The organism is Chlamydia abortus, from assembly GCF_002895085.1.
Lineage (GTDB): Bacteria > Chlamydiota > Chlamydiia > Chlamydiales > Chlamydiaceae > Chlamydia > Chlamydia abortus.
Window position 1 is genome coordinate 310,309 of record NZ_CP024084.1, and the last position, 13,760, is coordinate 324,068.

Consider the following 13,760-nt stretch of genomic DNA (forward strand, 5'->3'; position numbering starts at 1 on the left):
AAAGAGCAGGGAAAAGCATTTAGAAGTGGATAGAGCTTCCTGCGTTGGCGTGGTAGCCTCTTGCAGATTTACGTAGTTCTATACTTCCTTGAGTAAATAGATGGATATACGAGGTTAAAGCATAATCCCCAGAACATGCGAATTGTGCCGCATGTCTTTGTAGATTTGTCGCTGTTGTTAACCAGGGTGTAGTCACAACATGGGTCACAATAGGCATCGTAATGTTTTTAGGATTATGGCGGTAAGCATCTCCTACATAGGCAGCAGAAAGTTTATAATGGAGATCTTTAGATAGAGAATCTCCATGAATTTTTATTCCTAAAGGTAGAGAGATATTCGTCAAATAGGTATGACTAAATGCTCTTCGTCTTAAGCCCTTTTCATGGAAGCCTTTTTGATAGATGTATACGCTTTGCACTTTTACAAATGGCGTGGCCTTTTGCAAAAGGCCATCTTTACTTTTTATAGGTAGAGTGATCGATGTGCCTATGTCTCCTGAATAACAATGATTTTCCCAGGAGCTGTGCGTTTGTGTACCATCAGAGTAGCGTACCTTCATGGAGTTATCCCCATAAAAATACCCAGATTGTGACTGGAATTTGACTTGGAAATCCTCAGGAACTTGTTTTAAAATTTTCGGTTTGAACACTGAGGTTCCTGCAAGGAATTTTAGAATAGGCAGCAATTCTGTAGAATATTCAGTATATAGCGACCCCGAAAGAATTTTTTCATGAATCCTTGTCTCTCCATAATCTTTAGCTTGTCCAAATAGCTGGCAAAAACCAAAGCTAAATTTAAAATTATGAAGAGATTGCGAGCTGACTCCTACAGCATAGCCAGAGCTAAAATTACGGAATTTCCGGTTTCTATGTGTTTTCTTTCCTTGAAAGAAGTTGGACAATCCGGCACCCCAGATATCCTTACCAGTAGCAGAGTTGGCTTCACCTTCGATGAGTCTTTGGATTGCTGTGACATCGGCAACCATACCCCAGAGACTGTTAGGTACCAAAGAAGTGTAGCTTTGTGTATCGTCCATAGTAGGAATGTACCCTAAGGGTTGCCAATTTAAATTCGCAACCTTTTCATTTCCAGAGCCTCCTGTTGGAGAATCCTCCCAGGTCAATTTCCATATACCTTGATAACCTAGGTGTGTTTCCTCTTTGTCATTGGTTATATTGCTATTATCAGAAACAGTGACCTGTCCTCTTGTAGCTGATATTTTTAAAAATTCTCTACTCAGTTGTTTGCAAGCTTAGGGTTGTTATAAAAATCAGGATCAGAAACAGTAAAAATAATTGGACCAGAAACATTAACATTTCCAGAACTTCCCGTAGCACTGACTCTTGCAAATGTGGAAGAGTTTAGGTCCTTAATGTTTACCCACAAGTTTTTCAGATCCATGGAGTTTGAAGCTTGTAGCTGTGTGTTTTGTTCCAACATGACGCACGAGTCTGCATCTTTCTGTGTGAAGGATGTTGCAGAAAATAAGGCGCCATCGGAAAAACCAATCTTCCTGCAGTAAGTTCCACGGGAGAGCGAAACAAGAAGATATTGGTTACCTCCTTAGCCTTGGTAGTACTTTTCCCAGAGAAAACCACCGTCCCCGTATAGCTTTTGGATGTTGGTTGGCCATCACCTTCAGCTCGGATCATCAATCTTCCCATGCTAGGAAGAGATGATTTTTCGGGTAATGGGTCTGGGGCATTGATTTTTAGTGTTCCGTCAGCTTCAGTAAGTGTACCTCCAGTCCCAGCCTCCGGTTGAAATGAGATGGGATCATAAAAAATAATGGATCTTCCTTGGGATGCTCGCAAGTCGGTAATTTGAGCTTTTGATCCTATTAGCATTCGGGGTCCCACCATTACTCGTGTTACCTTTGAAGATAATGTCTCCAGACTCTGCGGTTAGGGAGAGAGTCCCGCCGTCAGCAATCGCAATCGCTCCGCCTGTTTTCTTAGCTGTATTATTGGTAAATACAGTTGGGCCACCAGAGACAATCTTGAGGTTTTTAGCGTAGATCGCTCCACCGCATTTGTCTGAAGAGTTCTCAGAAAATGTTAACCCAGAGTTTCCCTCAAAGGTAAAGACACTATTATCAGTGGTTTCCGAGGATTCAACGCTTGAGTGCATTATCCCCATGGGGGATGGAATTGACCCTAGATTAGCGTCCTTGAGTTTAGTTAAAGAGGTTGCTCCTTCTAAAGGAGGTTCCGGTTCCGGCTCAGGTGCGAGGGGGGGGGTGTATAACATATAGCCCCGCCGTTCTCGGTAGAGTGGTTACTTGAGAATACAACGTTCGTGTTATCCTTGACTTGTAGTGAGGAGCCTTGGCAAAAAATAGTTCCCTTACCCTCGGCTATAGCTCCAGGAGAAGGAGCTGAGGCGAATGTAAGGTCAGAGATATTAGATAATTTTCATGTTTTATCTTTTGCTGTATGGCTAATAGCCGCACCCTGTCCTTTGAGGAAGATATTGATAAATTCTAGAGAATGAGAATCACCAGCAAAGGAAAGATCCCCCTTGGTATTGGTAAAGCAGTTGCCTTCGGAATTGCCACTCACAGTTCTTGGAGGTTGTTCTGTTGCTGTAGTCAGAGAGATAATGTTCGCAAAGGAAATATCTGCTTTGAGGGTATATGTAGTTCCTGCCTCATTATCTGTATCTTTTGATGTAAATCCTTGCTCTGGTTGTGTAAATCCATCAAAACTGTCTGATAATTCTGTTTCTGTGGCTGCTTTAGCAACTGCGGATGTTACAGAGGTAGCATCCGGAGACGAATCAGCGAATATAATATGGGTAGAGAGTAGCGACGATGAGAGTAAAAACCCATAAACGGAAAGTTTCATGAGGCATCTTGGATTACAAATGTCTAACCCGCGACATAGAAAAAAATAAAAAATTTCAAGTTTATCAGAGTGTATAAGGAGAGGTAGGGGATACTCCCTGCTCTATAAAGAACAGGGAGAGAGGAAGATCTAAAAATGTATTTTAGCACCGAAATCATAGTTATAACTATGGGAAGAAGAACGGAGTTCGCCATTGCCTGAGGCAAAGACTTCGATGTTAGGTCGAACAGCGAATCGTCCAGAACCTTGAACAACTAGAGCTTTGTTATCGAGATGAGTCGCTGGTGTTGTCCATGGAGCTAATCTTCCAATTAAGAATAACGTCATAGTTTCAGGGTTAATGCGGAAGACATCATGAACATACATGGCAGAAAGATCATAGGCAAGAAGTTTTCTAGGGCAGATACCTTGGATTTTTATCCCTACGGGAAGAGCAAGGTTAGCTAAATATGTACTTGAGAATAAGCAGCGACGCAAACCTTCTTCTGTGAATTTCCTTTGTTCAGAATACACCCCTTGGAGTTTGATAAATGGGGATACATTTTTGAGTATAGAGGGACATTTACTCAAAGTATACACGAATGTAGATCCTAATTCTGTAGCTACGGAGTAATTCGACCAGTTGCCTGTCGTTTTTGTTTGATCTTCGTGAGCAATGGTAAGATTGTTATGGCTATGGCTATAGCTGAGTTGAGCGTTGAAGATCACAGGAATACAAGGAGATGCTTGCAGTTCAGGAACACACTGTTTAGAGTCACCACAGAGGAAACGTAACATCGGTATAGTACCTACGTGATGCGCATACAAGGATCCTGAAAGTGTTTGGTGTTCTACCTGACCTTGAGCATTATCTCTATCTTTACCAAAGAGTTGAGAAAATGCTGCAGAAAATACATTTTCTGACAGCGTATGTTTATTTATGCCGATGGCATAGCCAGAATTGTTATGTTGGAAAACAAAGTTTTTTTCTCCACTCTGAGTATAGAGAAAGTTTTTAATTCCTGTAGCCCAGAATCCTTCAGAACACAGAGAATTCGTAGCTAGAGATTCTATAGTTCTTTCTAAATTGCGGATATCAGAGAAATTTCCCCATAGCGTGTTAGGAACTAAAGGTGTAGTGATTTCTTGCGCACCACCAAAAGGAATGTATCCTGTAGGTCTCCAATGTACAGTGGCCGTTTTCGTGCCAAGAATGGTGACCCCTCCAGATGTAGACCCAGGAACCGTTTTCCAATCTATAGTCCAACTGCCTTGATATCCACGATGGGCGTCAAGGTTTTCTCTTACAGATTCAGGAACATCAACTAAAGAGATTTTTGTGATGTCTTTGTCAGCAAGCTGTAGTAGCTCTTGATCGACGTTATGCGCAAGAGCATGGTGATTATAAAAAGTCTCTTGATCAGCGAAGATCCCCAAAGGACCTGTAATGGTGACGTTATGCGCATCTCCTGAAGAGGCGATATGTGTTGCTGTAGGCTCCACAAACTCATCAAGGCTTAACCACAGGTCTTTAATATCCACGTTTTCTTGGACTTTTATGCTCGAAGTTTGATCTAGGATAATTCTAGATCCTGCAGTTTGTGTGAGCGATTTCGCTTCTAAATGCGCACCTTTTTCTAAAATTAAAGATCCTGCAGCTAGAGTCAAAGGCTGCGTGAATTTAGAAACGTGTTTCATTTTTTTATGAGGACTATGAATGTGCCTGCCTGAAAAAATAATAGAGCCTGTATACGTTGTGGCTCCATTGGCTTTGTTGATTTCTAGGTTGTCAGCCGCTGCGCCTTCAACAAGAATAGGATCATAAAATAGAATAGATTGTGCTTCTTTCGCTTCGAGTTTTGTAAATTTCCCATTTGCCCCTACATAAATCGCATTGTTGACTCTATTCCCTGCGTCTGTGTAGGTATTCCCTCTAAAGATAATGCTGCCTTCATCCGCAGATAAACTCAGCTCCCCAGAACCCGCAATGGAAATCGCCCCGCCTTTTTGCGTGGCATGGTTATTTTCAAATAAAGTATACCCTCCAGCTGTAAGTACAAGATGATCAGTATGTATAGCTCCGCCGGTAGTTGCCGAGGAGTTATTCCTAAAGATCATAGAAGCATTCTTCTCTAGAGTGAGTGTTGTTGCTGTTGCCCCAGTCTTTAAACAATGAATAGCGCCGCCCGCTGCCGTAGAGTGGTTTGTGTCAAAAACTAACCGATTGTTTTCTTTGATGGTGATAGAAGCGATACCATAAATAGCCGCATTGCCAGTGGTAGCTTGGGGAGCAGCAATGAAAGATAGAACATTAAACCCAGACATCGTGATGGTTTTGCCATCCGTATTTGTACTGATAGCAGCTCCTTGAGCTGTAGAGACGATATCTTCAAATATTAAGGAGTGGTTGGCTCCAGTGAATGTGATATCGCCAGTAGAGTTTTTAAAACAGCTGGTATTTGCGGGATCGGTGGATTTGACATGTTGGATAATGACGTCTGCAGTTAGATTGTAGGTAGTTCCTCCTGCTTGTGTAGATTGCTTAGCAGTAAATTGATCGGTCCCTGTAGAACCGTCAAAACCCGCCGAAGAACCTAAGTTTTCAGCGTTTGCAAAAGCTATAGATACAGTAAAAGATGAAAGGATTAAAACCCCATAAATAGAGTTTCTCATAATACATTCCCTGTTGTTTTATAGGAAAAAATGTTTCTCCTTTTAGGAATGGTGATAACTTCGAAAGGTATACCAAATCAAAAAAGCAGATTAATTCAGTGTTTAGTTGCTATTCCTCATGGACACCCCTGCCTTAGAGGTAGGGGTGTACACTGTTAAAAATGCACCCTGCTGCCAAAATCCATGTTGTAACTATAAGAGGAACGGCGGAATTCCACAGTTCCTTGCGCAAAGATATTGATGTGTGATGTAAGAGAAATGTTACTCGATCCTTGCAACAGAGCAGCTTGCTTACTAAGATTTGTTCCTGTTGTTGTCCAAGGGAGTAAGCCTCCAGAGATTAATGAAGTCACGCTCTCAGGATTGCAACGATATAGATCAGTAATGTACATCCCAGTAAATTCATAAGAGAGACGACGGAGTGTTTGGCCTTGAATTTTAAGACCAAGGGGCAATGAGAGATTTTTTAAATTACTGTTGTTAAAAGAACGTCTTTTGATTCCCTGTTCTTGAAATTGTACCTGATGCGCATAGATCCAATGCAGTTTGATAAAAGGAGATACATACTGGAAAAAGGTATGCGATACATCTAAAACAAAAGGAATCGAACTACCGATTTGTGCACTATACCCATAGGTATTCCATGACCCTCGGGTTTGTGTACGGTTAGAATTTTTGACTTTCATGTGGTTACTGTCATAGCTGTAACTCACAAGAACATCAAAATTGATAGGAAGATTCTTGGGAATACTCAGTAAGAGTCGCGGTCTATATGTTGATGTTCCTGCAAGGAATCTCATTATAGGAAGTAAGCGTCTCGAATGCTGAGCATAGATAGAGCCCGATAGGAATGTATCCTTAGATGTGGCAGATCCAAAATCCTTAGATCTCCCAAATAGCTGAGAAAAACTGACACTAAAGATATCATCTTGAAGTGTTTGTATTTTTCCCCCTGCGGTATATCCTGAACTCTTATGACGAAAGCCGTGGTTGTTGTTCGTAGAACCTTGAAGAAAAGAATTGGTCATGGAGGAAATCCATATACCGTTACCTGAAGATACAGCATGTTTCTCAATCGCTTGTTGAGAAAAACGTGTATCTAAAAAGAGATTCCATAAGCTATTAGGCACTAAAGATGTCGTAAACTCTCCAGTTCCCCCTGAGAAAGGAACGTAACCAGAAGGTTTCCAAATAAGGTGCATCTGCTTATTAGGCGCGATAGTCGCCTTCCCAAAGGTAAGTTTAGGTTGCTCTTTCCAAGAGATTTCCCATGTACCTTGATAACCACGATGCGATTCTAACGTCATGATAGGCACTGCGGGAACGTCATCAATAGTGATATTATCGAGATGTGGAGAACTGAGATTTAAACACTCTACAGACAACTCATTTGCTAATACTGTCTGATTATAGAAGATCTCATCATCTATATGCATAACTACAGGTCCGCAAATGTCCACACTAGAAGCATCGTCTGTTGTGGTGATATACGCCGGCTCTTCTGCTATTCTATTAAGATTGAGATGGAGATTCTTTACCGAGATGTTCTGGGTAGCTTGTAACTTCGTCCCAGGATTCATGAATAGTTGGGAGTGAGCACGTTGATCAAAAGACGGAGCTTGTACACATACCCCCTCTTCTAAAACTAATGATCCTGCCGCTAAAGTAAGACCTTGAGAAAATGAAGAGAGTTTACATTCAGGGGAATGAGTGAATAAGTTGAGACTAGAAAATACAATCGCCCCATCGTAAGTCGAGGCTTCTCCTTGCGAGTTATTAATAATTAGCCGATCTGCCACAGATCCCGTGGTTGTAATCGGGTCATAAAAAAATATGGCTTTGTTGTTAGCAGCACGTAATTGAAGAAATTTCGCATTGTCTCCTAGGTGAATGGCATTGGGAGTATTTTGTTTGTTGGCAATTTTAAGGTTTCTTTCAAAGACGATATTTCCTTTATCCGCGGAGAGACTAATTTCTCCATTAGGAGCAATGGCAATGGCCCCACCTTGATCATAGCTAACATTGGATTGAAATTTTGTATATCCTCCTGAGGATAAGATCATTTTCTCCGCATAAATCGCTCCTCCAGAGCTAGTAGCTGCATTACCTACAGTAAGAAACTCTCCGTTATTCCGTATGATTAATGTCGGTGATGTAGCTCCCACATCCGTACTTTTCTCACAACAAATAAAGACGCCTTTCCCTGCAGACTTATTCAGTCCCGAGCTACCTTGAGAATTGTTCTCGATGAGTACAGAGCTATTAGAATAAATGACGCCATTTCCCGTGGCCAATCTTGGCGACATGTAGAAAATCAGTTGTAGAGCCCCGGATATTGTGAGTGTCTTACCATCCGCAGTTGTGCTGATAGCGGCACCTTTCGCTGTTGATGAAATATTATTGAAATAGAGAAGTCGTCGATTCCCAGTAAACGTTAGATCTCCAGCTGTATTAGCAAAACAGCTAGTGTTTGCTGGTTTTAATTGATTTATGTGTTCAAAGGTGATCGCGCTGCCTAGAATATATGTTGTCCCGTCAGCATTATCTGTTTGTTTAACATTGAAAGTTTCACTAGTGGAGCCGTTGAATCCAGTTGCAAGGTTGACAGAGTCGGCATCTGCAAGAAGTTTGGTAGCAGTGGATAAGGCAAAAGAGGAAAACAGTAAAACCCCATAAATAGAGTTTTTCATTAGTATTCCCTGCATATTTTGCGGCTCTACCTGACATAAGGGAAAGAGGAAAATAAAGCAAGAGTTGCTGTATCTTGATGAGGAAAATGCCGAGGCCTATCTTCTGGTTAGATGACCATCTAAAATAAAAAACTTCTAGAAGATCAAGGTTTTAACGATTCGGATAGTTGACGAAATTTACCTATATCTTGCGTGTCTTGCAGGTGATCAGATTTTTCTCCAAAATAAAGAAAAGGGAATAGACCAGAATCCTATGAGACGTATTTTTTTGACTCTTTGTTCGGGATATTCCAAGGAGAGTCAAGGTTATAAGGCCCTACCCCGTGGGAACGGGGTAGGAGAGGTGGATGAGATTAGAACTGGATCTTCGATCCGAGATCTACGTTATAGGTTCGTGAAGATCCCCTGAGCTCGAAACCGAACTGGCTGAAGATTTCTATGTTGTGACTTAAAGACAAGTAGTTTCCTGCTTGTAGCATGAAGGCGCTTCGCGCAAGGTTGTTGGCTTTCGTTACCCAGACAGCAGAGTCGGGGCTTACTAACAGAGAAGTAGTACAGTCAGGGTTACTTCTTACGATATCAGGAGAATAAGCAGCAGTGACATGATAAGAAGCTGTATCGTTGTTAGCAAATCTCTCAAACTTGATGCCGATAGGCAGAGAAAGGTTGGTGAGATTGCTGCTTTCGAAGTATCTTCCCTGATCGCTATTGTTTTCCTTAAAGTCATCTTGGTGCGTATGCACAAGTTGAAACTTCAGGAAAGGTGAGTACATATCGAATAGGAGAGAAGATTCTGTTTGGATAGGCACAGTTGCACCAAGCTCGACTCCGAAACAATCGTTACCCCAATCACCCTTGATTTCTGCATACGTTGTTTTACGAGGAGCGTAAGTAGTCGTCATGTTGGTTTTCATGTCGTTTGAAGCATGACAATAAGTTAACTGTGCGTTAAGGACTAACGGAGCTTCTGCACCGATAGTGTTTTGTAGCAGATTCTGCCAAGCGCTCCAATAGGAGATATGCTGATAATAGAGAGAACCTGCGTAAATGTTGGCGTTGTTTTTCGACACTAAATAGTCTTTGTCCTTTCCGAAGAGTTGGCAGAAAGCCGCACTGAAAATATCATCAGAAGGAGTTTTTGCGTAGACGCCTAAAGCGTATCCGGCGCTATTGTGACGGAACTTGCGTTTAGTATCAGAGCCACTTTTGTGTAAGAAGTTAGCTAGACCGGATACCCAAAAACCTCTATGGTAGTCAGCGCCATTGACGCTAATATCCATTAAGTTTTGTATAGCTCTGAGGTCAGAGAATGCACCCCAAAGAGTATTCGGGACTAAAGGTCCTTGACGTTCTGGGTTAGGGGAGTAGCCAGTTTGTTCCCAAGTTAGAGTGGCTGTTTTTGTAGCTGTTTCGGTGTCCCAAGTTACTGTCCAATTTCCTTGGTAACCGTAATGAGTAGGAGGGACATAATTTGTTAGATTATCTGTAGGCTGTGTGACTGTACTAGCGTTAGTTGTAGCTACTATTGCTGTGAAAGGTTTAGACGTAGCAAGAATAGGATCTTCATAAGCATTGCCATCAGCATCGACTAGATTGACAGCGTTAATAGTTATAGCTTGACTTGCTGTATTTGTTGCGAGTTTAGCAGGAGAGGTACCCCCCCCCCCCCAACGAGGCGATGTTAATATCTAGATTAGTTAGGGTGATGGTTTCTCCACCTGAAGAAGGCGTCTGTAATGTGGTCCCTAGATCCATGACAACGGTAGATCCCGCTTCCTGCGTTACTTGTTTTGCGGTTACAGATACACCATCTTTAAGTACAAGAGATCCTGCTGATAATGTGATGGGTTGGTTGAAAGTAGAAGCTAGGTTTTCCGCTCGTGCTTTTTCTTCATCGGATAATTTTTCACCTGAGAAGACGATCTTTCCTGTATAATCAACAGTTTCTTTTTTATTAATGTTTAGTTCATCAGATCCTCCCCCAGTAATAGGGTCATAGAAGAAAATTCCGAAGCCGTCTTTAGCACGTAGCTTTGTAAATTTCCCTGTGCCGAGATCTATGGAATTTCTTGTTACTGTAGAACTTCCACCACTAGTTTTGATGATTTTGTTCCCATCGAAGGTAATATCTCCGAGATCAGCGGTTAGGCTACATTCACCACTTGAATCTTTTATGCTAATAGCTCCGCCTTTAGGGGATGAACCGTTGGATACAGAGTTGTTAGAAAATAATGTAGGCCCACCTGAGACAATGGTGAGTTTATCAGCATAAATAGCCCCGCCTTTTGAAGTGGAGGAGTTTTCTGAGAAAACCAGATTCTGATTATTTTCTATTTTTAATTCAGCATCACTGCTTCCTTTACACTGGATAGCCCCACCTTCTGCTGTTGAGCAGTTTTTATGGAAGACAAGACTAGAGTTATCTTTTAAAGTTGTGTTGCCTTTAGTCTGTATAGCTCCGTAACCAGTTGTGCCTGGAGGACAATAAGCACATGAAAATAAAGAAAATCCTGAGATGCCTAAGGTTTTTCCTTGACCTTGAACATTAATGGCTCCGGGGTTACTAGCTGTAGTAGTAATATTATCAAAGCAAAGAGTATACCCGTTTCCTAGGAAGGTAAGGTTATCAGTAGCTGAGAAACAACTTTTCTTTAGACCTGAATCTTTCCCTGCAAAGGAGATACACACATTGCCTTCACAAGTATACGTTGTTCCTGATGAAGTTTCTTTTACCTGGAACTCCTCAGAGGTCACATTTCCATTATAGCTATCGGAGGGAGTTAAGGCTGTTTGAGCGTCGTTAGCGAAGCTCAAAGAATTCGAGGCAAATAGGCTCGAGGATATTAAGAACCAGTAGACTGGATGTTTCATAAATTCATGCTTTGGGTGATTTGAGATATCCTAACTCGATCATAAAAATAATTAAAAGTCAAGGTCACCAGCTAGAGTAGACAAAGGGAGGCCCTGCTCCGTGTCTACGGAGCAGGGGAGGTGGATGAGATTAGAACTGGATCTTCGATCCGAGATCTATGTTATAGGTGCGGCAAGAACCTCGGAGTTCGAAACCGAATTGACTGAAGAGCTCCGTGTTGCGAGTTAAAGCCAAGTAATTTCCTGCTTGTAATATGAAAGCATGCCGCGCAAGGTTATTAGCTTTAGTTACCCAGACAGCAGAGGTTGGGCTCACTAACAGAGAGGCAGTACAGTCAGGGTTGCTTCTTACGATATCTGGAGCATAAGCCAGGGTAAGGTTGTAAGAAGCGGTATCCTTGTGAGAGAATTTTTCCAATTTCACACCTATGGGCATAGATAAGTTGGTGAGGTTATTACTTTCAAAGTATCTTCCTTGATCGCTATTGTTTTCCTTAAAGTCATCTTGGTGCGCATGCACAAGTTGTAGCTTCACGAAAGGTGAATACATATCGAAGAGGAGAGATGCCGTTTCTATGGGCGCTTTAGCTCCGAACTCGACTCCGAAACAATCATTTCCCCAATCACCTTTGATTTCTGAATATGTTGTTTTGGGAGGAGCGTAGGTGTCTGTCATGTTTGTCTTCATATTATTAGAAGCATGACAATAAGCTAACTGTGCGTTAAGGACTAACGGAGCTTCCGCACCGAGAGTATTTTGTAGCAACGTATTCCAGGTATTCCAATAAGAAATATGTTGATAATAGATGGAACCTGCATAGACAGTGGAACTATTTTTAGAGACTAAATAGTCTTTGTCTTTTCCGAAGAGTTGGCAGAAAGCCGCACTGAATACGTCTTCTGAAGGAGTTTGCGCGTAGACGCCTAAGGCGTATCCGGCACTATTGTGGCGGAATTTTCGTTTAGTATCTGAGCCACTTTTATGTAAGAAGTTTCCTAGACCGGATACCCAAAAACCTCTATGGTAATCAGCACCATTGACGCTGATATCCATTAAGTTTTGTATAGCTCTGATGTCAGAGAAGGAACCCCAGAGAGTATTCGGAACTAAAGATCCTTGACGTTCTGGGTTAGGGGAGTAACCAGTTTGTTCCCAAGTTAGAGTGGCTGTTTTTTCTTGGGCGCTTGATCCTTGTTTCCAAGTGACCGTCCAATTACCTTGATAACCGTAATGGGTAGGAGGGGTATAGTTTTCTAGATTGGTTGTGGGTTTAGTAATAGAGCCGCTAGACCCAGATCTTACTTCTATTGCTGTGAAAGGCTGAGATGCAGCAAGTATAGGATACTCGTAGGCATTGCCATTGTCATCGACTAGATTGACAGCATTGATTGTGACTGTTTTACTTTCAGTTGTTGCTTCGACTTTAGCAGGATCTGGAGCGACCCCCCCCCCTCCCAATGAGGCGACGTTAATATCCAAATTAGTTAGGGTGATGGTTTCTCCACCTGAGGAAGGCGTTTGTAACGTAGTCCCTAGGTCCATGACAACGGTAGCGCCCTCTGTTTGCGTGAAGGATTTCGTTTCTAGAGTGACACCATCTTTAAGGATTAAAGATCCGGAACCGATTTTTAAGGGTTGTTTGAAATCTGATTTCAGATTGGCCGCAACCTTTTTTTCTTCATCTGATAATCTTTCACCAGAGAAGACGATCTTGCCTGTATAATCAACAGTGTCTTGTTTATTAATATTTAATTCATCAGATCCTCCTCCAGTAATAGGGTCATAGAAGAAAATCCCGAAACCTTCTTTAGCATTTAGTTTTGTAAATTTTCCGCTAGAGCCGAGATCGATGGAATTTCTTGTTACTGTAGGACTTCCACCATTAGTTTTGATGATTTTGTTCCCATCAAAGGTGATATCTCCGAGATCAGCGGTTAAGCTACATTCACCACCTGAATCTTTTATGCAAATGGCTCCACCTTTAGGTGAAGAAGCGGATACGGAGTTATTAGAAAATAACGTAGGTCCACCTGAGACAATGGTGAGTTTATCAGCATAAATAGCCCCGCCGCTTGAAGAGGAGGAGTTTTCTGCGAAAACAAGATTTTGATTATTTTCTATTTTTAATTCAGCTTCACTACTGCTTGCTTTACACTGAATAGCCCCACCTTCTCCTGTAGAGCAGTTTTTATGGAAGACGAGACTAGAGTTATCTTTGATAGTGGTATTCCCTACAGCTTTGATGGCTCCGTAGCCGGTTGCTCCTGGAGGGCAATAGGCACATGAAAATAAGGAAAATCCTGAGATGTCTAAGGTTTTATTGGTACCACTAACACTAATAGCTCCGGGGTGACTAGATTGTGTAGTAATATTATCAAAACACAGTGTGTAACCATTTCCCAAGAAGGAAAGGTTTCCAGCAGTATCAGTGAAACAACTACTGGATAAGCCCGAGCCATCTAACCCCGCATAGGCAATACATATATTCCCTGTACACGTGTATATTGTACCGTTTGAATTGCTAGTTGATAATGGATTGAATGGCTCACTATTCGTGTTTCCATTGTAGCTATGCGCAGAGGTCAAGGTTTTTTGATCTGGTTCCTCGGAGTATAATGAGTTCGAGACGATTAAGCTCGAGGATATTAAAAACCAGTAAACTGGATGTTTCATAAATTCATGCTTTGGGTGATTTGAGAT

Annotated in this window: 8 protein-coding genes and 1 pseudogene; all 9 read right to left on the bottom strand. The window is 41.8% G+C overall.

What is annotated here, in order from left to right; all coding sequences use genetic code 11:
- Nucleotides 1–19 precede the first annotated feature (19 nt).
- Nucleotides 20–1,123, bottom strand: a complete 1,104-nt coding sequence (locus tag CHAB577_RS05195; RefSeq protein ID WP_232500309.1) for an autotransporter outer membrane beta-barrel domain-containing protein — start codon at nucleotides 1,121–1,123, stop codon at nucleotides 20–22.
- 268 nt (nucleotides 1,124–1,391) lie between these two features.
- The gene (locus CHAB577_RS05200) at nucleotides 1,392–1,847 is read right to left on the bottom strand and encodes a hypothetical protein (RefSeq protein ID WP_232500310.1); all 456 of its coding nucleotides are present in this window, start codon (nucleotides 1,845–1,847) and stop codon (nucleotides 1,392–1,394) included.
- The gene (locus CHAB577_RS05205) at nucleotides 1,777–2,130 is read right to left on the bottom strand and encodes a hypothetical protein (RefSeq protein ID WP_041461315.1); all 354 of its coding nucleotides are present in this window, start codon (nucleotides 2,128–2,130) and stop codon (nucleotides 1,777–1,779) included. The genes CHAB577_RS05200 and CHAB577_RS05205 overlap by 71 nt, the downstream gene beginning before the upstream one ends.
- Before the next feature lie 68 nt (nucleotides 2,131–2,198).
- Nucleotides 2,199–2,402 carry a hypothetical protein gene (locus CHAB577_RS05210; RefSeq protein ID WP_314735635.1) on the bottom strand — a complete coding sequence of 68 codons (204 nt, stop codon included), beginning with the start codon at nucleotides 2,400–2,402 and terminating at the stop codon, nucleotides 2,199–2,201.
- 12 nt (nucleotides 2,403–2,414) lie between these two features.
- Nucleotides 2,415–2,846: a hypothetical protein gene (locus CHAB577_RS01485; protein WP_232500311.1), complete on the bottom strand. Its 432-nt coding sequence runs from the start codon at nucleotides 2,844–2,846 to the stop codon at nucleotides 2,415–2,417.
- A gap of 129 nt (nucleotides 2,847–2,975) precedes the next feature.
- Nucleotides 2,976–5,498, bottom strand: coding sequence for a polymorphic outer membrane protein middle domain-containing protein (locus tag CHAB577_RS01490; RefSeq protein ID WP_011096950.1), 2,523 nt, complete (start codon nucleotides 5,496–5,498; stop codon nucleotides 2,976–2,978).
- Between the two features lie 155 nt (nucleotides 5,499–5,653).
- Nucleotides 5,654–8,188, bottom strand: coding sequence for an autotransporter domain-containing protein (locus tag CHAB577_RS01495; RefSeq protein WP_041461316.1), 2,535 nt, complete (start codon nucleotides 8,186–8,188; stop codon nucleotides 5,654–5,656).
- Nucleotides 8,189–8,541: 353 nt separating this feature from the next.
- A pseudogene (locus CHAB577_RS01500) lies at nucleotides 8,542–11,059 on the bottom strand (autotransporter domain-containing protein).
- Nucleotides 11,060–11,189: 130 nt separating this feature from the next.
- Nucleotides 11,190–13,733 carry an autotransporter domain-containing protein gene (locus tag CHAB577_RS01505; protein WP_011096952.1) on the bottom strand — a complete coding sequence of 848 codons (2,544 nt, stop codon included), beginning with the start codon at nucleotides 13,731–13,733 and terminating at the stop codon, nucleotides 11,190–11,192.
- Nucleotides 13,734–13,760 lie beyond the last annotated feature (27 nt).

Bases quoted from the DNA above. Each gene is read 5' to 3' on its own strand.
- CHAB577_RS01485 (WP_232500311.1), bottom strand. From the start codon at position 2,846: ATGAAACTTTCCGTTTATGGGTTTTTACTCTCATCGTCGCTACTCTCT.
- CHAB577_RS01495 (WP_041461316.1), bottom strand. From the start codon at position 8,188: ATGAAAAACTCTATTTATGGGGTTTTACTGTTTTCCTCTTTTGCCTTA.
- CHAB577_RS05205 (WP_041461315.1), bottom strand. From the start codon at position 2,130: ATGCACTCAAGCGTTGAATCCTCGGAAACCACTGATAATAGTGTCTTT.
- CHAB577_RS01490 (WP_011096950.1), bottom strand. From the start codon at position 5,498: ATGAGAAACTCTATTTATGGGGTTTTAATCCTTTCATCTTTTACTGTA.
- CHAB577_RS05200 (WP_232500310.1), bottom strand. From the start codon at position 1,847: ATGCTAATAGGATCAAAAGCTCAAATTACCGACTTGCGAGCATCCCAA.
- CHAB577_RS01505 (WP_011096952.1), bottom strand. From the start codon at position 13,733: ATGAAACATCCAGTTTACTGGTTTTTAATATCCTCGAGCTTAATCGTC.